Below are 21,458 nucleotides of genomic sequence, written 5' to 3'. Positions count from 1 at the left end.
GGTGAACGTATGAATGTCGAATTATCACGAAGGCGAAAAGGTATTTGGTTTGGACTAATATCTTTCATTTTGTTATCAAACTATCTATTGTATGCTCTTCCGATTGTACCAGATGCTCCGAAAGAAGTAGTTCTCGGGTCATTATTAGATTGTATGTTTGTAATTCCAATCATCACATATTTCTTTATTATTCGAAAAAGATACTCGTTAACGTACATATTTCCTGTCATAATAGCTGGTTATATATTTGCGAGGTTTATTATTCCGAGTAACTATTTACAAGCTTTTTCATACGTTTCTTATATTATAGTTGCGGGAGAAATTGCATTTGTATGCTTAGAGTTTTTCCTTCTATATAAAATTGTTAGAATGCTTCCTAACATAGTAAAAAGATATAAAGAATATAAAAGTGAGTATTCTTCATTTTCTTATGCAATTGATGCAGCGTTTGATGCTACTATGAAAAGAAGTAAGTTAGTAGATATCATTGTAACAGAGTGTAAGTTAATCTATTATGCATTTTTATCGTGGCGTGAAAAAGTGCCAAAAGGTGAATACGTATATTCATATCACAAAAAGACTGGTGCAATAGGTGTATATATCATGATGATCCATGCGACCTTAATAGAAAGTATTGGTTTTCATTATTTACTTCATCAATGGAATCCAGTTGTAGCATGGATTTTACTTATTTTAAACGTATATGCAATGTTTTATTTTTTAGCTGAAATACAAGCAATGCGTAAAAATCCAATTATTGTTACGGAAGAAAAAGTAATTATTCAAATTGGATTAGGAAAGAAAATTGTTATACCATTTACACAAATTGATACAATTACGTTTTATAAAGGAGAATCATTAAAGAAAGAGAAAGAGGTTCTTGATGCAACTGTGATGGAATTTATTAAGGAACCTCCAACATTTGAAATAACACTAAAAGGGCCAGTGAAAGCTCAATTGTTATATGGATTTTCTAAAACAGTAAGTCGTGTTCATTTAAATGTTGATGAGGAACGGAGATTTTATGATATGGTATCGGAGAAATTGAACCATGAATAATGCTACTAATTTTCATCGTGCGTTATAAAATCATAATGCTATTGGAGTTCCTTCTAATTTAGAAGGAGCTTTTTTGTGGAGTAGCAAATGAGATTATATGAATTTAAAATTTAAAAATAAGAAACCAATGGACTGAACGCTTTCTTAGTGGAAATATAAAAGGATATAATTAAAGAATTAAAATAAAAGGGGAATTAAAAAAATGAGTTACTTATGTACGTTAGGAATTGAAATTATTGAAAGAAAAATCCGATATGATACTACAACTGTAGATCATGCTTGTTTAGTAATAGAAGCGCAGCCAGACAAAGTTATTTTATATCATGAAGTGCAGTACTCTTTTACAATGGCAGTAAACGATACAAAGTTAACGATCCCAAAAGGAAGTTATACAATTGCATACTATTGGGAAGATCGTCCATACAATTTATACGTATGGAGAGATAAGGACGGAAAATATTTAGGCTCTTATTTTAATATTGTAAAAAATACACAAATAACAGATGAAGTAGTTTCCTTTGAAGATTTAATTATCGATATTATGGTACTTCCAAATGGAGAGTTTTTTATATTGGATGAGGATGAATTACCTGAGCCGTTAGAAATCTTTGAAGATGGAAATGTGAAGAAAGCCCTTTATGCATTGACAGGTAATATCCAAGAGTTACTTTCCGCAATTATTTTAGAGACGAATACATTCTTTAAAAATGGGATATGGAAGAAATAGTTAAATTTCAATAAAACCTAGTTGACTTATCGGAAATATTTGTATAATATGTACTTAATTCCATAACGTATTGCTGATTGGAGAAACCAAAGGCATTTTATCTGTTGATAAAATGCCTTTGGTTTTTTTATTGCATAAATACTGAATCTGTTCATTTAGATGAATCATTTCAAGGAGGGGAAGAAGTGACTGTTTCAATTAATGGGGTTTCAAAATGTTTTTCGAAACAAACTGGTACTGTCCAAGTATTAGAGAATATTAATTTTCAATTAGAGAAAGGGGATTTTGTCACAGTAATTGGTCCGAGTGGTTGCGGAAAAAGTACATTATTAAAAATTGTGGCTGGTTTAGACAGCGATTTTGAAGGAGAAATCATCATTGACGGGGAGCACATAACAAAACCAAGTAAGAAACAAGGCTTTATTTTTCAAGAACATCGATTGTTTCCATGGTTAACAGTTGAAGAAAATATTGCAGCTGATTTGTCATTAAAAGATAAGTATGTGAGGGATAAGGTGAGAGAGTGGGTTGAAATCGTTCGGTTAGACGGTTTTGAAAAATCATATCCGAAAGAAATATCAGGCGGGATGTCACAACGTGTTGCGATTGCAAGAGCATTGTTAAGGGATCCAAATGTCTTATTGCTTGATGAACCTTTTGGAGCGCTGGATGCATTTACCCGAAGTCATTTGCAAGAAGTACTGCTCAACATTTGGGAACAAAAAAAGACGACAATGATATTCGTTACACATGATATAGATGAAGCAATATATCTTTCGAACCGAATTATTATCATGGGTGCTAAGCCTGGAAAAGTACATAAAGTGATTGAAAATAATTTACCTTATCCGCGTAGTAAAACTTCGGAGTCATTCCAAGAAATTCGAAAGAAAGTATTACAGCAGTTTGAACATGGGGGACTAATTCAAACAAGTATATAAGGAAAGAGTGGGTATATATGTATAAAAAAATCAAAGTTCTTTCTTTTGCTTTAGCTATTTCTTTATTTTTATTCGGATGTGAAAAAAGCACAGCAAGTAGTAAGAAGGAAGATGTAACAGTACAAATTGGTATTCAGCAAGGATTAAGCCCGCTCTTACTGGCACAGAAAAAGGGTTGGTTTGAAGAGGAGTTTAAAAAAGAAGGGGTTAAAGTGAAATGGACAGAGTTTCAAAGCGGACCTCCCTATTTTGAAGCAATCGCATCAAATCGATTAGACTTTGGTGAAGTTGGGAACTCCCCAGTTATTTCAGCGCAAGCGGCTGGTATTGGATTTACCGAAATTGCCAATACAAGTTATGCGAGGAAAGGAACAGGAATTCTTGTACAAAAAGATAGTAAGATTACAAGTGTAAAAGATTTGAAAGGCAAGAAAATAGCAGTCGCAAAAGGAAGTAGCGCATTTAATTTACTGTATCGAGCACTTGATAAAGAAGGTATCAATGCGAAAGATGTAAATGTCATTCAATTACAACCAGATGAAGCACAGCCTGCATTCGAATCAGGATCAGTAGATGCCTGGGCAATTTGGGATCCTTTCATATCATTACATACGGTAAATAAAGGAGCGAAGGTGATTGCAGATGGTGACACATTGAATGTTTCTTCACCAGAATTTTTAATTGCGAGAACAAAGTTTGCTAAGGAACACCCAGAATTAGTTGAGAAGTTTCTCAAGGTGTATGAAAAAGCACGCGCATGGCAAGATGATAATTTGGATGAAGCAATAAAGATATATACTTCTGCAAAGAAAATAGATGCAGAAATTGTAAAAGAAGTGTTTAATCACGACAAGCCCATTTTAGTTCCAGTTACGAAGGAAATAATAGCTGAACAGCAAAAGACAGCGGATTTTCAATATAAGCTCGGTTCTATAAAGAAAGAAATTAAGACTGAAAAAGTTGTAGATAATTCTTTCGTAGAAACAGCGCTAAAGGCGAAGTGAAAAGAGGTTTTGTAAATTGGAAAATACGAAAGTGGTTATGAAACCAACGAGGATAACGATCGAGAAAAATAATGTAAAGAAAGTGCGAAAGTTAAATTTAAAAGTTTTAGTAAGGGCAATTACTATACCGATTATTATATTAATGATTTGGCAGTTGGCCGGCGCATTTGATCTTGTTTCTAAAACAGTTTTACCAACGCCATTAGATATATTTTTAGCTTTTCAAGAACTTTTAAAAACAGGAGAGTTATTCGGACATTTAAGTATTAGTGTATTTAGGGCAGCAGCTGGTTTCTTTATCGGCGGGAGCTTAGGAATCATTTTAGGAACGATTGTTGGATTTTCAACGAGAAGTGAGCAATATTTAGATCCGTCTGTACAGATGTTAAGAACTGTACCTCATTTAGCAGTTGCGCCGCTTTTCGTATTATGGTTCGGTTTTGGCGAAACATCGAAAGTGTTATTAATTGCGGACGGCGCATTTTTCCCTTTATACGTAAATGCGTTTTTAGGAATACGAGGTGTAGATTCAAAATTATTTGATGTTGCGAGAGTGTTAGAGTTTAGTAAAAGAAAATTAATTACAAAATTAATTTTACCAGCAGCATTGCCGAACCTATTACTAGGAGCAAGATTATCATTAGGAGTTGCATGGGTGAGTTTAGTAGTAGCAGAACTTATGGGATCTACAGAAGGTATCGGTTATATGATTATGGATGCAAGGCAATTTTCAAATACAGATATCGTATTTGTCGGCATTATTATTTTTGCATTCGTTGGGAAGTTTTCTGATTCACTCGTACGTTTACTAGAAGTGAAGTTTTTAAGATGGCGAGATAATTTTAAAGGAGAGACAGGGAATTAACATATAAATTATTAGGGGTAATTTATATAGAGTATGTTAGTATACGTTTCAAAATAAATAAGGGGTGTGTAAAGGTATGGAATTATTATGGTTTATTCCGGCTTATGGAGATGGTCGATATTTAGGAACGACAAAAAGAGGAAGAGCAGCTGAGTATGGTTATTATAAACAAGTTGCAACTGCAGCTGATTATTTAGGATATTCGGGTGTATTACTTCCAACTGGTCAAGGTTGTGAAGATCCATGGGTGTTAGCATCAGCTCTTGCGGCTGAGACAGAGAAATTAAAATTTTTAGTAGCAGTTAGACCAGGGCTAATGTCACCGACAGTTGCAGCGAGGATGGCATCTACATTTGATAGAATTTCAGATGGGAGATTACTTATTAATGTAGTAGCTGGAGGAGATCCTGTTGAATTGCAAGGTGATGGATTGTATCTTGAACATGATGAAAGATATGAAGTTGCAGATGAATTTTTAAAGATTTGGAAGTCAGTATTACAAGGTGAAACAATCTCTTTAGAAGGAAAACATATTAAAGTTACGGATAGTAAAGTTGTATTTCCTCCGGTTCAAACACCGTATCCACCAATTTATTTTGGTGGATCGTCCGCTGCAGGTAAAGAAGTTGCGGCTGAACATAGTGATGTATATTTAACTTGGGGAGAGCCACCAGAGCAAGTGAAAGAGAAAATAGATGAAGTAAAAAAACTTGCAGAAGAGAAGGGGCGTAACGTACGATTTGGTATTAGACTACACGTAATTGTAAGAGAGACAGAAGAAGAAGCATGGGAAGAGGCTAAAAGGTTAATTCAATATGTCGATAATGAAACAATTGAGCTCGCTCAAAAAACATTTGCAAGATATGATTCAGTTGGACAAAAACGAATGACACATTTAAATAAAGGAACGAGAGAGTCGTTAGAGATCAGTCCTAACTTATGGGCTGGAATTGGGCTTGTAAGAGGTGGTGCTGGTACTGCGCTTGTTGGAGATCCGCATACAGTAGCAGCAAGAATAAAAGAATATGAAGCGTTAGGAATTGATACGTTTGTATTATCGGGATACCCCCATTTAGAAGAGGCATATGAAGTGGCAGAACTGTTATTTCCTTTATTGAAAGACGAGAAGAAACAAGAAAATAAAATTGTTGGTGAAATGATAGCTGATGCATATGCATTAAAAAAATAGTGAGAAATAAAGTTGAACCAATCGGCTATTAACAGGCAGTTTCACCTATGTTTTGCTTCATTTTGTTTACTGCCTGTTAATACGGGATAAAAAAACCCGCAAGTATTCCACTTGCGGGTTTTCGTCGTAAACTATTAGAAAATATGGTAAAATTAAATAGTAACTTAAGGTGCGGTTGGTTGTTCAATTATCACTTCTCCAAAGTAGGAGGGGGGTGATAATACGTGAGTGAAATAGCGTTGCTACTGCAGGGTGGACTGTTTCTCGTTGCATTGTTAACGTTCGTCGTCGTTTTAATAGACAAGCTCAAAAAATAACAACCCACCTATGCCAATAGAATGTGGGTTGTTTTGTTTGTAAGAAACAAATAGGATAAATGAACAATCCAATCTGCTAAGTTACGTGGACTAGTGTGTAGCCGCACACTGGTCTTTTTTATTTATTTACAATTAATAATTGGTTTATGTGATTGTATTGTTCTTTTCATACTTATTATAACACAGTGTCTTTTCGTCAAGAAAGGAGACCGTATGTTCTGATTTCGATTAAATAGTAGGTTTTTTTTCTTTAAATAGCCCATCCATATACTGTTTTAAAGTTTGGACATAAAATTCCTGCCTATTTACATCATTTACGCCGACAATTGGAGATGAAAGTTCATATCTCTTTTCTGATAAATGAACGACAATGTCAAATATATCAAATAGACGAATGAAACAGAACAGGCCATCTTTATCACTTAATAAAATAAAGTAATGGTTCTCGCTATTTGTATTTAATGTATTCCATAAAGAACTTTTACTCAAATCACGAACTATACTTTTTTCTTTTAATTCCATAAAATCGGCATTTGATAGAATGTTAGAAATAACAATCGCATCTGGATCTTCAAAATAGCCATCAACAGCTTGTACAGCGAAAGTATAAGCTGTTTTTAATACACTCATTTTGTATTTACGGTTATCTAAAAGTAATTCACGTTGAATAGAGCTAGCTACTTTCGTTACACGTTCTTCTTTCCAAATTTCATTATGTAGTGAAATATCGTGCTTTTTACATAGTTTCATAATTAATGCATTGGAATAAAGTATTTCATCACTTACTTCAACAACATCTGTCTCAGCAGCCGCAAGTTCCTCACCATGTTCATTCGTATAGAGCGGGGAATCAATTTGTTTTTTCATTTGCTCAATCTTAAATTGACTTAATTTATGCCGAATTAAGGGACGATCAATATTTGTTGTCATTTGTTCATGGCAAGTATCACAAATTGAGTTTGTGAAATAATATCCACATAATATTTCGGGGATGACATATTGTTCACTAAGTTCTTTCGTATCTTTTCTGCATATGATGCATTGTGTCATTTTTATCACCTTTACCTGCAAATTTGTATGTAATCTCATTGTAGTGTATTTATTGGTATTTTGGAATATTGTAAAGGAAAATATTATGTGAAATTCTTGCTTATTTTGGTACAATGAAGAGAAGTGCTAGTTTAAAGGAGGACGTTTTTTTGAAATCGAAAGTGCACTTTTGGACATTAGAAGTGCTAATGGTTGTAGCGATCATATTTATTTGCACAAAAATATCGTTTCTATTTCAACCGATTGGTATCTTCATATCAACGTTGTTTTTCCCAATCTTAATCGCGTTATTTTTATACTTCATATTTAACCCATTGTTAGTCTTTTTGGAGAATAAAAAAGTACCTAGAAATTTAGCGATTTTACTGTTATATCTTTTTATTATAACATTAACTGCAGTTGGAGTTGGAGTAGTTGTTCCAACGATCTCACAACAGTTAATGGATTTAGTAAAAAATATGCCCGGTTATATTAAAGAGGGAAAACTATACATACAAGATTTATCCCATCACAGATTATTTGAATGGTTATCTACACAAAACTACGTTTCCATTGAAACAATTGAGAAAAATGCGATTGAATACTTAAAGGATATACCAAACACGATTACGTCGAGTGCAACGGCTTTATTTGGTATTATCACAAACGTTGCATTAGTTATCTTCACAGTACCGTTTATTTTATTTTATATGTTTAAAGATGGACATGCGTTTCCAGGGAAAGCAGTTAGTCTATTACCTGAGTCTTACCGTGAAGAAGGACTTCGTATCATTAAGGAAACGAACGAAACATTATCTGCATATATTCAAGGGCAAGCGCTCGTTTGTATATTTGTAGGTGCTTTTACTTTTATCGGTTATTTAATTATCGATTTACCGTACGCTTTCGTTTTAGGAATTATAGCAGCATTTACAAATATCATTCCTAACTTAGGTCCATTTATCGGTGCAGCACCAGCTGTTATTGTAGGTCTGTTCGTATCTCCGATGCAAGCGTTGTACGTAATTATTATCGTAACAATTGTACAACAGTTTGAAAGTAACATCATTTCACCACGTATTATGAGTTCAAAATTAAATATCCATCCATTAACAATTATTATTTTAATTCTAGGGGTAGGTAACTTTGCGGGAATTATCGGAATGATTTTGGCAGTACCAGTTTATGCAGTAACAAAAACAGTTGTTTCGAACTTAGTGAGACTGTTTAAGACGAAGAGAAGTAATCGGAAATAGTATATGTTGAGAAAGATACACCGCTTTTTAAGTGGTGTATCTTTATTTGTTAATCGTTTTTAAAAAGTGTATGAATGCAATTTTATTATATATTTATTACACATCAAATATAACGGCAAACATGTGTGATATAGGCTCTATAAAACTATGCTCTATAAAACTATGTGGAATCCCTCTGAACTATCCAAATCATTTCCTTACAGCGTGCTAGCAACATCATAATCGACCCCTTTCAAATTTTATATTTTTAAAGGATTATAGATGAGAGCAGTACTTGCTTCTACGATCTCGAATTTCGTCCATAATCTCTTTATATTGTTCTTCTTGTTTTAATTCAGCTTCAGAAAGGTTCTTTTTCTGAATTGTAATTGTTAAAAAGAATAGGTGAAACTTCATGATACATTCCTCCTTTCGAAAGGAATTATAGATGGCTACAGTAGTGACTTTGACGTTCTTTTACATCCTCCATAGCTTTATTAATTTGATGGTCATGCAATATCTCACTGTCTGAGAACTTAGTTTTTTGAATCGTAATGGTTAAAAAGAATACTTTAAATTTCATTTGTTTTTTCCCCTTTAAAAGTTATTTAGAAAAGACGGCTGTAATAAGAGGCTTGACGCTCTTTCACTTCGCCCATAATAGTTTGAATGTGTTGCTCACGCAAAATCTCATTCTGTGAAAGCTTACGTTTTTGAATGGTAATCGTTAAAAAGAATGCTGTCAATTTCATTTGGATAATGCTCCTTTAAAAGTTATTTAGAAAAGACGGCTGTAATAAGAAGCTTGACGCTCTTTTACTTGGTCCATAATGTTTTGAACGTGTTGTTCGTGTAAAATCTCATTCTGTGAAAGCTTGCGTTTTTGAATGGTGATTGTTAAAAAGAATGCTTTAAATTTCATGAAGATATTGCTCCTTAAAAATATATTTTTAATACATTTGCGTATAGTATGAACTTTTAATGTCAGTCATTTTATCAGTCAGTTGTTTTAATTGTTGTTTACGAATGATTTCATCTTCAGATAAAGTGTTTTTCTGAAGTACAGTTGTAAAAAAGAAAATATGAAAAGTCATAAATGAATTCCTCCTTTCGAAAAGGAATTACAGGTGATCACAATAAAGCGCTTGGCGCTCCTTAACATCATTCATAGCTTTTTCAATTTGCTCATTATGAAAAATTTCATCTTTGGAAATTGTATTTCTTTGAATCGTAATACTTAAAAACAATACGCTAATAGTCATCGAATGTTGCTCCTTTCTTTAAAAAATAATATAAGAGGCTAAAAAATCGCACAAAAAAGCCACAGGAAGATATAGTTCTCCTATGGCTGGGCGTCAAAAAGCCACAGGAAAGTATACGACCTCCTGTGGCGAATTTATGAATTAATAGAAATAAAGTGCGATTTTCAATTCTCCATTAGGGTGGTCGAATTCATATTTAATTGTCCGAAAAACAAAGGTGCAGTTAACGCTAAAGTTAAAGCATGTAATTGTAATTTCATCATTTCCTTCGACCTCCTTTTAGAATTTTTTCTTACGTTAGTAAGTATATACAATTAATGGATAATTGTAAACATAAAAATTGAAAATTTTTAATTTTGATTAAAATGCGTATACTTTAAAGGGGTTTGAGAAGAAGTATTGTAATGAACGAAATATCGATAAAAATAGGGAATGCTAAATGAAATATATGCATCGTATTGTGGTTGTTATGCTAACAATTTTTTTATTTATTACTGCTTGTTCTAGTGGAGAAAGAATAAAAAAAATATCTGATGTTGAATCTGGTCATTTTAAGAAGTATGCTGGGACATACGTTGGTAATAACTCAGATGTGGTTGCAATTGTTAATCATTTACCCGGTGGTGAAACATTTCAAATTAAAAGTTTAGAGAATGAAAGCATAAAGGTAAACTATGGGGCAAATGGAACTCTGACAGAAGACATGGTTGAGACGTATTGGTTTGATGGCAAGGACACAATGGAGAAGAATTTTCTCTTTAACGTTATTTATCTAGCGATTTTAGTACCAAATGCGAAAAGTTACGAGTTTCAAGTAGAAAATAAAAATTTCACGATAAAAAGAGAAGATATACTATCAATCTTGTATGAAAAATTTGATGATTTTCCAAAAGAAAATGATATATGGGATAAAAAGAAAGGAGTAAAGTTCCTTAACGATAATAACGAAAAAATTACAATGCTTATAAATGATAAAGAGTTTCGGAAAGCTTTATTTGCTAAATATCCGGTGCAGCAGTTGAAATAAAATGAAAAGAATTTGAGAACAAGAGTTGATACTTCAACATTTTAGAAAGAGAGCCATTCTTAAAAGAATGACTCTCTTTTTTTGTGAAAGAAATTTATGGAAATAAATATTTTTATGTGATATGGTTAATTACATAAGTAATGAACCTATGAACCTAAGGTGGTGAAATTGTGAAACCTACTCTGGAACAAAATAAATTAATATACTTACAAATTGCAGAAACGATTGAATCTGATATTTTAAAAGACATATTACTTGAAGAAGAACAAGTTCCATCAACAAATCAATTTGCGAAGATGTTACAAATCAATCCAGCTACTGCAGCAAAAGGGGTAAACGTATTAGTGGATGAAGGGATTCTATATAAAAAGAGAGGGATCGGGATGTTTGTTGCAAAGGGAGCAAAAGAAGTCGTACTAAAAAAAAGACAAAATACTTTTATGACCGAATATTTACCGAAAGTGTGGGAAGAAGCAAAAGTATTAGAAATATCAAAAGATGAATTGATGGATATGATTCAAAAAATTACGAAGGAGGGGAAAGAGGGATGATTGTACTTGAAACGAAAGATGTAACGAAAAGATATAAAAAGAAAGTAGCGGTAAATGAAGTAACGATTTCATTGGAAGAGCATAAAATTTATGGTTTACTCGGCAGAAATGGAGCAGGAAAAACGACACTATTAAATTTATTTGCAGGCCAAATTACTTCAAGTAGTGGTAACGTATCAATATTTGGTGAAAATGTTTTTGAAAATAGTAAAGCGATGCAAAATCTTTGTTTTGTTAGAGTGAAAGAAGAAGCACATTTAAATTTTAAAGTAAAAGAAATTTTTAAGATGTGCAGCATGTTTTATAAAAACTGGGATGGAAAGTATGCTGAAGAACTCGCTGATAAATTTCAGCTTAATATGACAGAGAAATACCATAAACTATCACACGGCATGCAAACAGTCGTCGGCATTATTCAAGGTTTAGCAAGTAGAGCGCCAATTACTATTTTTGATGAACCAACTACCGGTTTAGACGCAGCACATCGTGAGTTATTTTATAATTTACTACTAGAAGATTACGGTGAATATCCACGAACAATTATATTATCAACTCATTTAGTAGAAGAAGTTACTCATGTGATTGAAGATGTAATCATCATAAAAGAAGGAAAACTAGTTGTTCAATCATCAGTGGAAGATCTATTACAACAAGGTCATATTATTTCAGGGAAAAAAGATAAAGTGGATGAGTTTTCAATCAATAAAAAAGTAATAAATCGAGAAGTTTATGGAAATAAGGGGATTGCTGTTATATGGGAAGGACTTTCTAATGAAGATTATTACTCTCTTGAAAAAGAAGGGTTACTGATTGATAGAATTACATTACAAAAACTATTTATACACATAACGGGTGGTGAAGTGAAATGACGATGTTAATGAAGCAGTTGAAGTTACATATAAATTTTCATTATAAAGCAATTATAATATTTTGGATTGTAGCTTTATTAATCAAAGGGGCTTTAAATGCTGCTCATTTAAATGGAGCGAACATTGGTTATTTACCTGAAATTATAAATAACTCTTCAATAGCAATTATGTTATTTATAGTAGGGAGTGTTTTCATTATACAAGATGAGCTATTTCGTTTAGCAGTTTCATTCGGTGTAACGAGAATTCAATATTTCATCGGAGCGATTTGTTATATCGTATTGCAATCCGCAATGTTTTCGTTTCTTCAAGTAATGCTTTTGCAAGATGTAAAATACAATTTAGTAAATGTTAGTTTTGGGGAGCAATCGGTACAACAATTTATTTTGCAATTTTTATTTTATGTTACAACAGCATGTTTCTTCCAAGTGGTAGTAGTTTTTAAGCAACGATTTCAGTGGATTGGTCTTATGATTGGTGGATCCCTTTTCTTATCAACAAATAGTGTGCTTTATGGGGAAGCAGGGGTAACCGGTTTATTATTTACGAGTGATGGATCTTTAGTAGATATTCCATATTTTACTGTTATTTCAATTGGATTAACTGTTCTTTATATCATAACTAGTAGTATATTTATTCGTAAAGTGTCATTCGAAAAAACGATTTAAAATATTATTAGATTACTATAGAGAGAAGGATAGTAAATGGGAGACACATCTTCACTTATTACCGTCTTTTTATGCATTGCACTACTAATATTCTGGCGTCGTTATCGATCTATGTATAAACCTATAAAGGGGACTGGGATACGTATTTTGTGGCCATTACTATTTTTAACACCAGGTATTGTATGGTTTTTTGGTCCCATGCATCCAGCTATCTTAGAAGTTATAATAGCAGCATTCATTGGAATTCTTTTCGCCGTACCACTTATAGTTTTAACAAATTATGAGCGAAGAGATGATGGGAATATTTATACGAAAAAAAGTGCAGCTTTTTTAATTACTTTTATTGGACTTGTCGTTTTGAGATATGGTTCAAGGCAATATATTGTTGACTTAGATCAACAAACGATTGGTTTATTATTTTACATAGTTGCAGTATCGTATATCATTCCCTGGAGAATTGCTTGTTATATAAAGTTTAGAAAAGTTTGGCGGGAAAATAGTAATCATGTTATATGAAAACTTCTCATTTGAGAAGTTTTTTATTTTTACATGTAAGTAAAATAATTTGTTGAAGTGCAAGACAGTTATAGAATATGATACATATTAAAATAAGGGAAAGTAGAGGGGATAAAAATACGTACAATTTTAGTTTTTCTAAATAATATGTCCATCGATAAAATAGAGAATATTAGACAAATACATGATCCTTTATTTGAATTAATTCCACCGCATATAACAATTGTATTTCCGTTTAAGAGTAATATTTCAAATGATGAATTAAGATCTCATATTTTGAATTTAGTAAAAGGGATAGGCAAAATTGAAATTGAGTTTGCAAATTGTATCACTAATGTAGGAAACTATTTGTATTTGGAAGTGGAGAGAGGGAAAGAACAGATAGAAGAATTACACGCTAAATTATATACAGGTCCTTTGCTACAATTTTTGAGAGCAGATATTCTATACATACCGCATGTAACAGTGGGAAGAAAAAGTAGTGAGGAGTTAGCTGCTAAAGTAGCCAAGGATATTCGTAGTTTACCTGAAAAGTTACAATGTGTAATTGATAGAATTAGTGTAGAGCTAATTCGAGAGGGTGGAGAATCAATTATTGAATTTGAAGTACCGTTGCAAAAAAGCTGACAAAAGTCAGCCTTTTTTATTCGTAGCATGAAGTAAAGCACCAATCGCACCGCTATTACCACCATCTTGTAAAAAGATTGGTGTTTTATTTTGATATACTGTGTAGCTACTAATAATATTTTGAAGGTGTACGTTATTACATAGAGTGGAACCAATATAAATAATATGGTCAATTTTTTTTGTTTCGGCGAATTGAAGGCTTAATGCAGTAACAACTTCACCGACAAGTCCTTGCACAGTTGCTAGTATATCAGCACTACTAAAATTTGAATCTGTTTTGGTAGCTTTACCAAAATTGCTTGCAGTTAAGCTATTATCAATAGGTGAGAGAATGCCACCATAAATATCACCAACCGTAATATCTAGTTCTTTTCTAGAACCTGATTTTGTTAAAGGAATTACATCTTCAAAATGATCTATATTTGTTAATATTTTTGAAAGCCCCATAATAGTACCACCGCCAACACCGGTTCCACCAGCTCGAATATATTTGTCATTATAAACGTAATGAATGGAAGTACCTGTACCGATATTTGTTAAAATAAAGTTGTTTATATCATATTGCTCTTCTTTTAATATGTATCGGACACCTACAAGAGTAGCTTCAAATTCGTTTAGTTCTACTATTTTATATGAGTCTGAAAGTAGTTGCTGTAATCGTGTTGCTTTACCACCTGTTATACATATTTGTTTTATACAAGTGTTTTTCTTAAGCCAATCTATTATTTTATCTTGTTCATTTGAATAAAATTTTTCAAAAGCTAATTGCTTTTGTTCGTTCAAATAAGCAATTTTCGTTAATGTTCCTCCAGCATCGATACCGATAGTACTTTCCATTTTCCTGCTCCTAACCAAGTAATTTGTTTACTCTGTTCATGTTGGTGAGACGAATTTGTAGGAGAGAGATATCCTGACGAATTACATCGTCTCTATTCTGCTTGATATATTAATAGCTTTTCTATAGTTACAATCGGCTGATCGTTAATAGTTGCAGTGCCTTTACCGAGAATAAAACCTCGACGATTGCGAGTAAGCTTATAATGTAAATCAAGTTTATCACCGGGATATGCGTTTCCGTGGAATTCAACCCCATCCAACGAAGAGAGGAAGCCTAGACCTTCAGCGTCATTTGTATTTACAAATGCACTAAGCTGAGCAAGTGCTTCTACAATTAACATATGAGGCATATGTTTTTGATTATCATTTATAAACCACTCATTATTTGAAATGAGTTTATATCCCGTAACGGATTCACCATGTTTTACATTTGTTACTTTATCAATCATTAAAAAAGGATAACGATGAGGAAGAGTGTCTTTAATATGCAATGAAAGTACCTCCAATAAATAATACCCCTGCTACAGTTAAGCAGGGGAGTTACCATTAATTTTTGACTAATTCATTTATTTTTTCAAGAGAAAAAATACCGCTATTTCGAATGTTTTCAACAACTTGTTGTAACACTTCTTTATCTTGAACAAGTGCAATACGTACAAATCCTTCACCATGAGGTCCAAATGCGTGACCTGGTGTAACAACGACATTTGCACGATCCATTAATGCATAAGCGAAATCTATAGAAGTCCAGCCTTTCGGAATTTCGGCCCAGACGAACATACTACCAGCTGGTTTATCAACATTCCAGCCAAATGTGCGGAATCCATCAACTAAAGTATCTCTACGTTCTTGATAAATACCGCGATTTTTCTCACAAAACGCAGCGCCATTTCTTAGTGCAGCTGATGCCGCTTTTTGAATTGGTAAAAACACACCATAATCTGTATTGGATTTAAACTGAGTAAGTGCACGAACAATTTCTTCGTTTCCAATCATATATCCAATACGGCTACCTGCTAAACTATAACTTTTTGACAAAGAGTTGATTTCTACGCCAACTTCTTTAGCACCAGGTACAGAGAGGAAGCTAATTGTTTTTTTACCATCAAAATAAAATTCAGCATAAGCAAAATCATGGACAACAATAATATTATGCTTTTTCGCGAATGTGATTACCTCTTTAAAGAAATCTTCATGAGCCATTGCTGGAACGGGATTTCCTGGGAAGTTTAAAATCATCATTTTCGCTTTTTCGGCAATTTCTGCAGGAATTAACTCTAAGTTAGGTAAGAATTCATTTTCTTTCTTTAATGGCATGTGGTAAGATGTTGCACCAGCCATTTGAATTCCAGTTTCATAAGCTGTATACCCTGGATCCGGAACTAATATAATATCTCCCGGATTTGCATAAACCATAGGTAAATGAACAAGTCCGTCTTGTGAACCCATTAATAATAAAACTTCTTTATCGGCATTTAATTTAACGTTATGAGTGTCGTTGTAATATTCAGTTACAGCTTCGTGAAATTCTTGAATACCACTTAATGTGTATCCGTAGCTTTCTTTTTCACTTGCTGTATGTACCATTTCTTCTCTTACGAAGTCAGCAGGCGGCATATCAGGATTCCCGATACTTAAATCAATCATTTTGTGACCTGCTGAAATTTTTTCTTTTTTATAAGCCCCTAATTCACTAAATATAGAAGATTGGAATGCTTTCATTCTAGTTGCTAACGTGTAAGTCATCAAAACCCCTCCTAAAAACAGTGTTTCTTTCTGCGTTTTTAATTATTCTGAAAACACATGTTTACATTTTATCATTTTTTTAAGAAAATTAAAACGATTGACAAATTTAGAGGGAGGATTAGTTTTTTTTGAAAGGGCGTTGTAAATAAGGATTGGTTAACTGAACTGTTTATTCTATCTTTCTATAAGGTTTAGGATATTTTATAGTTTTTATTAAGTATATCCCGCATATTTTGGATGAAAAAGAACACGAAAACGAGGCCTAATATACCACTAAGCCAATAGTATGAATTTCCTGTCGTGAATCTTTCATAAAATGAAAGTGCACTCCATAGGATTAGGGTAATGGAACAGATTGTTGATACAATTAATGAACTTAAACTTCTCAAAAAAAGCACCTCGCATTAAAATATTTTTATTATATAATACTACATTTAAATTTAAAGATTTAAAAGAGGAAAATGTTTTTGGGGAGGTTTTGTAAATTAAAAATAACGCAGAAAATATTTCCTGCGTCATATATGAAGTGTAATCATTTCTTTTTATATGTACATAACTTTTCCACTGCATAAAAGTATACATTTAATTTGCCATCGACAACTTTTACAGTTTGATCCGATGTAAATGAGTTACCATAATCAATGTGATACACATTAGAATCCTTTACAAATGAACCTTTGTATAAATCTTCTTTTTTCTTCGTTGTTTGCATCTCTACTAAGTTTTGAATAATTTTTTCTTTCTTTTCTTCTTTTACAACTGTTTCAAATTTATAAGATGCAGGGCAAAGACCATTTTTGTTGTCAATGACTTCCCAAGAACCGTATATATCATTCTTGCTACATCCGCTAAGTAGAACGATGAATATTGGAATAATTAATAGAATTTTTTTCATTTTGTACTCCTTTCTTTTCATTTTTAATAAACGTGCGAATACGATACGAATATTGTAATAAATAAAGTTTAAATTTTTATAAAGAATTATTTAATTTCATATAAAAATTAAGGGGGAATTGAAAAAGTATGAATCTAGTGTAAAGTCAGATTCATGCCGAGTACGGTAGCCTATGTTATGTCTCTTTTGAGGAAAAATAATGAGGAAAGTAGGATCATTATTCCATTTAAAATATATATAATTGCAACAAAAAAGGCTAGCCCACCTGCGCCAAATCCAGCTTTATCAAATATAGAAGCGAATGCTACGGTAGCAAAAAAAACAATAGGAGTTAGTAGTAAAAAAATGAAACTTGCGATAATTCTTCTTTTAAGGTTATGTCCAGATAAGGAAATTGCTAAAAAGTTTATAATGCTAAACAGAACTAATACAAAAATAAAGATACTAAATAACTGCATACCATCAGACAATTTCGCACCTCCTGTATATATCATGTTAGTATACTGTTACTGTATTCGAAAGCGAAAGAGGGTACTCCTTTAAATAATTATAATAAGCGTAATAAATAAGGCTTTATATAACAAAGACGCATGGATTAATCTAATATGATCCATGCGTCTTTATTTATGTTATAAATTCGCAGATTGCGAAGGTTGTTTTTCATATTGTTTCTGTTTAGATAATGAAATGAAAATAATTAATAATGAAATCACACCGAAAATGAGAACCATATATTGCAATCCAATCGTATCTAAGAAGAAGCCTGTGCCGAGTAAGACAATTTGGAACATAACTCTCTCAAACATATTACGGAATGAGAAGAGACGGCCGTGATAGCTTTTTTCCACTTTCGTTTGGAAAATTGTCGACATAATAGGGAAGAAGCAACCGACACTAAAACCAAACAAACCAAATGATGTAAGAGACATCCACTTTATATCGCTAAAGAACAATGATAGATGTGCAAAAGCGGTACAAACTGCGAAGAAGTATAATAATTTTTCAGGTTTGAAATGGTCAGATAAACGTTTAATAACGAAGGCCCCTAACATAAATGCGACACCTTCAATTGTATATATAAAGCCTTTAATCGTTGGATCATGTTGCATTTCACTAATGTTGATTACCATTAAATTAAATCCAGCTATAAATAATAGAGGGATAATACTTAATATAAGTGCTGTAAAAGCAATAGGAATTCCTTTTAAAATACGAAATACTTCCATAAAGCTATTATCTTTTGCAGCTTGTTTACTTGGTGTTGTTGATTTCTTATCCTCGAATTGTAGGAAGAAAGTTGAGAGGAATAATAAAGCGTATGCTGCCATTGAGAAGGCATACATATACTGTAAACTCATTACAACTAAAAGAATTCCACCTAGTGAAGTACCTGCAATACGAGCGATTGTACCTACATTCATATGTACACCGTTCATCTGTAATAACTCATGCTCACGTACGATGAGTGGAATTACAGATTGTAATGCAGGGAAGTAAAATGCTGCAGAAATTTGAAGAGCAACCATAAATGCAATCATGAAGGCAATGCTTTCAAATTGGATAGCGAAAAACATAAAAATAACACTAATAACGCGACCGAACCCAGCATAAAGAAGAACTTTTTTCTTTTCATACTGATCGATAATACGACCAGCCATAGGACCAACTAGTACACCAGCTAATAGTCCGATAAATAATATAACTGATTTCATGAAATCAGAAGGGACATATTTTTGCATAAATTCAAGGTTGCCAAGAATACCAAGCCATAGCCCTAGACCAGCAATAAACTCCCCAATTAACACAATCCAAACATTTTTATTACGCCACATAATGTAAAACCTCTCCGTCTTTTAAAATGAAAAACTCGTATATAAAACCTCCTTATTTTATGTATAATTTATAACGAACTTTTTTAGAGTCAGAGTCTATATTACGTGTTTCATGAGTGGATTTCAATCTTTTTGATTTGTCAAAAATTTGATGTGTTAATAGATGAAACAAGTAAGTCGAAATGTATAAAATCAATGATTACATATTCAGTGAAAGTAAGGATAAATAACATAAAAGCATCAAGAAAATATCACTATTAAATGATATTTTTCTTGATGCTTTTAATACATCAGGCCGAATATTCTTCTTTACGTACTTCGAAAAATTCATTACGACGTAAGTAATTATAAACTTTCTCGGAAACCTTTTCTTCTTCAGACATTAAGAAACGATGATCAAATGCATAGAATGATTGACCTTTAATTAATTTTACGTAGTATATTTTACACGCCTCCTCTAGCATAATTGGAACTTAATTAATATTATGATGGCCTATATGCTTGTTAATCATACTTGGAGTTTCAAAGGATAGAAACTAAACAAATTACAAAAGATTACAAAACTGTAATGTTGTTGTCACGTTTTCCGATAGTTAAAAATAACCAATCTCTCCTATACTAAAAATAAGTTACATAAAATAAGGGGGTAAAAAGATGGATGAAGTAATTGGAGAAGTTGTAGCAGGTATTTGTGAATTTGTAGTTGAAGTAACGGCAGATGCTGTTGGAAATTTAGTTTCTAGAAATAATGAGGAAAAAGAAACGATATAAAAATATAAAGGTTGATTTCTAAAAGGAAATCAGCCTTTATATTTTTACATTATATTAATATTATTTAAATATTTGTTTGTTAGGATGGAGATGAAACCAATATAGGAGGTGATTAAAATAAATATGCCGAGTTTGGGATTAGATTTATCTAATTCTCGTTTAATTATGGCGAATGTAGACGAAAGGGAATATCATTTTATTATACGTGAACATCCGATTTTAGGGAAAATTATATCGCTACTTGAAAATGGAAAAGAATATGGTTTAATAGATAAACAAATCGCTAATAAAGATAAATTTATAAAATCGGAGCTAATTAAATTAGATTATTTTAACATAGATGTTCTACATCATACACCTGGATGGATATGGATCGGCATGGATCAATTTGGTTTACATGCTCGTGAGGCTACTTATAACGAAGTAGCCGTTATTATGAAGTTGAAAGAGGATTTATATTATATAGATGTATATGAAAAAGTAAAAATGTAATAAATATTTAGTCAGGTTAGGGGACAAGTTCCCGTAGCCTTTTTTGTTTAGTATATTGATGATAGGCCAGCATGATAAGAAGTAAGCTGAAAAGAGGATTTGAAAATACATAAAGAGAACTTTAATTATTATATGAATCCTATATGTAAATAACAATAGAAAGAAGATGATAAAATGAGTAAAGAAGAGCTTGTAAAACAACAGTTTGGTAATAATGCGGAAAAATATGTGAAAAGTAAAATTCATGCTAATGGACCAGACTTACAATATGTGGTTCAACAAGTTGAGTCTTGTCATAATAATCGTCTTCTTGATATTGCTACTGGCGGTGGACATGTTGCGAATATATTAGCTCCATTGTTTAAAGAAGTAGTTGCTTTAGACTTAACAGAAAAAATGTTAGAGAATGCGAAAAACTTTATTATCAGCAATGGACATGAAAATGTATTTTTTGTCGCTGGAAACGCTGAAAGTTTACCGTTTGCCGATAGTTCTTTTGATACGATTACATGCCGAATTGCAGCACATCATTTTACGAATCCAGCTCAGTTTATATGTGAAGTAAATCGTACGTTAGAACATAATGGATTGTTTATTTTAATAGATAATGTTTCACCGGAAAATAATGAATTTGATACATTTTATAATTTTATAGAAAAAAAGCGAGATCCGAGTCATGAACGAGCGATGAAAAAAACAGAATGGATTACCTTATTAGAAAAAAATGGTTTACAAATGCAGTCATGTCTTACTTTTGACAAGAAATTTGAATTTGACTGGTGGTGCGATATGATGAATGTACCTTTGCAGAAACGCGTGAAGTTAACAGAATGTATGATGAAAACATCAGTTGAAATGCAAGAGTTCTTTAACATTCAATATGAAAATAATAAAATTATATCGTTTTATACTGAAATGGCATTGTTTGTATGCAAAAAAAGCGCAACATTAAAAAGATAAATTTCTTGCAGTCTTTTCAAAGTACGTTATACTTAGTAC

30 protein-coding genes are annotated in these 21,458 nt (G+C 32.4%); 16 read left to right on the top strand and 14 right to left on the bottom strand.

Translation table 11 applies throughout. From position 1 onward, the window contains the following. Positions 1–9 precede the first annotated feature (9 nt). From QCI41_RS04600 to QCI41_RS04570, 7 genes are all read left to right on the top strand, one after another. Entirely contained in the window at positions 10–1,059 is a 1,050-nt protein-coding gene (locus QCI41_RS04600; RefSeq protein ID WP_353838172.1) for a hypothetical protein, read from the top strand. A gap of 202 nt (positions 1,060–1,261) precedes the next feature. Continuing rightward, positions 1,262–1,786 carry a ribonuclease FAU-1 family protein gene (locus tag QCI41_RS04595; RefSeq protein ID WP_353838173.1) on the top strand — a complete coding sequence of 175 codons (525 nt, stop codon included), beginning with the start codon at positions 1,262–1,264 and terminating at the stop codon, positions 1,784–1,786. A gap of 185 nt (positions 1,787–1,971) precedes the next feature. Next, positions 1,972–2,727: an ABC transporter ATP-binding protein gene (locus tag QCI41_RS04590; protein WP_353838174.1), complete on the top strand. Its 756-nt coding sequence runs from the start codon at positions 1,972–1,974 to the stop codon at positions 2,725–2,727. Between the two features lie 17 nt (positions 2,728–2,744). Further along, positions 2,745–3,731, top strand: a complete 987-nt coding sequence (locus QCI41_RS04585) for an aliphatic sulfonate ABC transporter substrate-binding protein (RefSeq protein ID WP_353838175.1) — start codon at positions 2,745–2,747, stop codon at positions 3,729–3,731. Between the two features lie 16 nt (positions 3,732–3,747). After that, complete coding sequence (locus tag QCI41_RS04580) at positions 3,748–4,596, top strand: ABC transporter permease (protein ID WP_353838176.1); 849 nt, start codon at positions 3,748–3,750, stop codon at positions 4,594–4,596. Between the two features lie 76 nt (positions 4,597–4,672). After that, positions 4,673–5,785, top strand: coding sequence for an FMNH2-dependent alkanesulfonate monooxygenase (ssuD, locus tag QCI41_RS04575; protein WP_353838177.1), 1,113 nt, complete (start codon positions 4,673–4,675; stop codon positions 5,783–5,785). Between the two features lie 224 nt (positions 5,786–6,009). Next, complete coding sequence (locus tag QCI41_RS04570; protein WP_001289320.1) at positions 6,010–6,102, top strand: putative holin-like toxin; 93 nt, start codon at positions 6,010–6,012, stop codon at positions 6,100–6,102. Between the two features lie 228 nt (positions 6,103–6,330). On the opposite strand, the gene QCI41_RS04565 is transcribed toward QCI41_RS04570, so the two are convergent. Then, entirely contained in the window at positions 6,331–7,152 is an 822-nt protein-coding gene (locus tag QCI41_RS04565) for an HNH endonuclease (protein WP_046954359.1), read from the bottom strand. A 149-nt stretch (positions 7,153–7,301) separates the two neighbouring features. Here QCI41_RS04565 and QCI41_RS04560 point away from each other — a divergent pair, with 149 nt between their 5' ends. Beyond that, positions 7,302–8,387, top strand: a complete 1,086-nt coding sequence (locus QCI41_RS04560) for an AI-2E family transporter (protein WP_000837880.1) — start codon at positions 7,302–7,304, stop codon at positions 8,385–8,387. A 255-nt stretch (positions 8,388–8,642) separates the two neighbouring features. Here QCI41_RS04560 and QCI41_RS04555 read toward each other — a convergent pair whose 3' ends face one another. The 6 genes from QCI41_RS04555 to QCI41_RS04530 are packed head-to-tail and all read right to left on the bottom strand — an operon-like array spanning position 8,643 to position 9,628. Beyond that, positions 8,643–8,783 (bottom strand): YrzI family small protein, encoded by a 141-nt coding sequence (locus QCI41_RS04555; protein WP_353838178.1) that lies wholly within the window; start codon positions 8,781–8,783, stop codon positions 8,643–8,645. 25 nt (positions 8,784–8,808) lie between these two features. After that, positions 8,809–8,949 carry a YrzI family small protein gene (locus QCI41_RS04550; RefSeq protein WP_000669812.1) on the bottom strand — a complete coding sequence of 47 codons (141 nt, stop codon included), beginning with the start codon at positions 8,947–8,949 and terminating at the stop codon, positions 8,809–8,811. A gap of 25 nt (positions 8,950–8,974) precedes the next feature. After that, entirely contained in the window at positions 8,975–9,118 is a 144-nt protein-coding gene (locus QCI41_RS04545; RefSeq protein WP_353838179.1) for a YrzI family small protein, read from the bottom strand. 26 nt (positions 9,119–9,144) lie between these two features. Next, entirely contained in the window at positions 9,145–9,288 is a 144-nt protein-coding gene (locus QCI41_RS04540; RefSeq protein WP_283881286.1) for a YrzI family small protein, read from the bottom strand. A gap of 28 nt (positions 9,289–9,316) precedes the next feature. Next, the gene (locus tag QCI41_RS04535) at positions 9,317–9,460 is read right to left on the bottom strand and encodes a YrzI family small protein (protein ID WP_000142721.1); all 144 of its coding nucleotides are present in this window, start codon (positions 9,458–9,460) and stop codon (positions 9,317–9,319) included. Between the two features lie 27 nt (positions 9,461–9,487). Then, a complete protein-coding gene (locus QCI41_RS04530; RefSeq protein WP_000156189.1) occupies positions 9,488–9,628 on the bottom strand; it encodes a YrzI family small protein in 141 nt (46 codons plus the stop codon). 439 nt (positions 9,629–10,067) lie between these two features. Between QCI41_RS04530 and QCI41_RS04525 the strand changes: the two genes are divergently transcribed. The 6 genes from QCI41_RS04525 (at position 10,068) to QCI41_RS04500 (ending at position 13,886) form a co-directional block, all read left to right on the top strand. Then, on the top strand, positions 10,068–10,655 hold the full coding sequence (locus QCI41_RS04525; RefSeq protein ID WP_353838180.1) for a DUF4825 domain-containing protein: 588 nt from the start codon (positions 10,068–10,070) through the stop codon (positions 10,653–10,655). A gap of 170 nt (positions 10,656–10,825) precedes the next feature. Continuing rightward, positions 10,826–11,206, top strand: a complete 381-nt coding sequence (locus tag QCI41_RS04520; RefSeq protein WP_000805194.1) for a GntR family transcriptional regulator — start codon at positions 10,826–10,828, stop codon at positions 11,204–11,206. Continuing rightward, positions 11,203–12,075: an ABC transporter ATP-binding protein gene (locus tag QCI41_RS04515; protein ID WP_353838181.1), complete on the top strand. Its 873-nt coding sequence runs from the start codon at positions 11,203–11,205 to the stop codon at positions 12,073–12,075. Before QCI41_RS04520 ends, QCI41_RS04515 begins: the two co-directional genes overlap by 4 nt. After that, positions 12,072–12,743, top strand: coding sequence for a DUF4052 family protein (locus QCI41_RS04510; RefSeq protein WP_048560744.1), 672 nt, complete (start codon positions 12,072–12,074; stop codon positions 12,741–12,743). Before QCI41_RS04515 ends, QCI41_RS04510 begins: the two co-directional genes overlap by 4 nt. Before the next feature lie 36 nt (positions 12,744–12,779). Further along, a complete protein-coding gene (locus tag QCI41_RS04505; RefSeq protein WP_353838182.1) occupies positions 12,780–13,259 on the top strand; it encodes a CcdC family protein in 480 nt (159 codons plus the stop codon). A gap of 117 nt (positions 13,260–13,376) precedes the next feature. Beyond that, complete coding sequence (locus QCI41_RS04500; protein ID WP_353838872.1) at positions 13,377–13,886, top strand: 2'-5' RNA ligase family protein; 510 nt, start codon at positions 13,377–13,379, stop codon at positions 13,884–13,886. A 6-nt stretch (positions 13,887–13,892) separates the two neighbouring features. Here the strand turns inward: QCI41_RS04500 and coaW are convergent, their stop codons facing one another. The 7 genes from coaW to QCI41_RS04465 all read right to left on the bottom strand — a co-directional run bounded on the left by coaW (position 13,893) and on the right by QCI41_RS04465 (position 19,639). Then, positions 13,893–14,723 carry a type II pantothenate kinase gene (gene coaW / locus QCI41_RS04495; protein WP_353838183.1) on the bottom strand — a complete coding sequence of 277 codons (831 nt, stop codon included), beginning with the start codon at positions 14,721–14,723 and terminating at the stop codon, positions 13,893–13,895. Positions 14,724–14,815: 92 nt separating this feature from the next. Beyond that, entirely contained in the window at positions 14,816–15,214 is a 399-nt protein-coding gene (locus QCI41_RS04490) for a 3-hydroxyacyl-ACP dehydratase FabZ family protein (protein ID WP_353838184.1), read from the bottom strand. Between the two features lie 55 nt (positions 15,215–15,269). Next, positions 15,270–16,469 (bottom strand): LL-diaminopimelate aminotransferase, encoded by a 1,200-nt coding sequence (locus QCI41_RS04485; protein WP_353838185.1) that lies wholly within the window; start codon positions 16,467–16,469, stop codon positions 15,270–15,272. 532 nt (positions 16,470–17,001) lie between these two features. Beyond that, positions 17,002–17,364 (bottom strand): hypothetical protein, encoded by a 363-nt coding sequence (locus QCI41_RS04480; RefSeq protein ID WP_353838186.1) that lies wholly within the window; start codon positions 17,362–17,364, stop codon positions 17,002–17,004. Positions 17,365–17,534: 170 nt separating this feature from the next. After that, positions 17,535–17,834: a hypothetical protein gene (locus QCI41_RS04475; protein ID WP_353838187.1), complete on the bottom strand. Its 300-nt coding sequence runs from the start codon at positions 17,832–17,834 to the stop codon at positions 17,535–17,537. Positions 17,835–17,993: 159 nt separating this feature from the next. Then, positions 17,994–19,196, bottom strand: a complete 1,203-nt coding sequence (locus QCI41_RS04470; RefSeq protein ID WP_000269247.1) for an MFS transporter — start codon at positions 19,194–19,196, stop codon at positions 17,994–17,996. A gap of 290 nt (positions 19,197–19,486) precedes the next feature. Further along, positions 19,487–19,639 carry a YqbF domain-containing protein gene (locus tag QCI41_RS04465; RefSeq protein WP_071723536.1) on the bottom strand — a complete coding sequence of 51 codons (153 nt, stop codon included), beginning with the start codon at positions 19,637–19,639 and terminating at the stop codon, positions 19,487–19,489. Between the two features lie 451 nt (positions 19,640–20,090). Between QCI41_RS04465 and QCI41_RS04460 the strand changes: the two genes are divergently transcribed. Both QCI41_RS04460 and QCI41_RS04455 read left to right on the top strand, forming a co-directional pair. Further along, positions 20,091–20,459 carry a hypothetical protein gene (locus QCI41_RS04460; protein ID WP_353838188.1) on the top strand — a complete coding sequence of 123 codons (369 nt, stop codon included), beginning with the start codon at positions 20,091–20,093 and terminating at the stop codon, positions 20,457–20,459. A 174-nt stretch (positions 20,460–20,633) separates the two neighbouring features. Further along, positions 20,634–21,419 carry a class I SAM-dependent methyltransferase gene (locus QCI41_RS04455; RefSeq protein WP_353838189.1) on the top strand — a complete coding sequence of 262 codons (786 nt, stop codon included), beginning with the start codon at positions 20,634–20,636 and terminating at the stop codon, positions 21,417–21,419. Positions 21,420–21,458 lie beyond the last annotated feature (39 nt).

Source organism: Bacillus cereus group sp. MG4 (genome assembly GCF_040460055.1).
GTDB classification, from domain to species: domain Bacteria; phylum Bacillota; class Bacilli; order Bacillales; family Bacillaceae_G; genus Bacillus_A; species Bacillus_A wiedmannii.
Note: the sequence above shows the minus strand (reverse complement) of the source record. Positions and strands in the feature narration are given on the sequence as shown.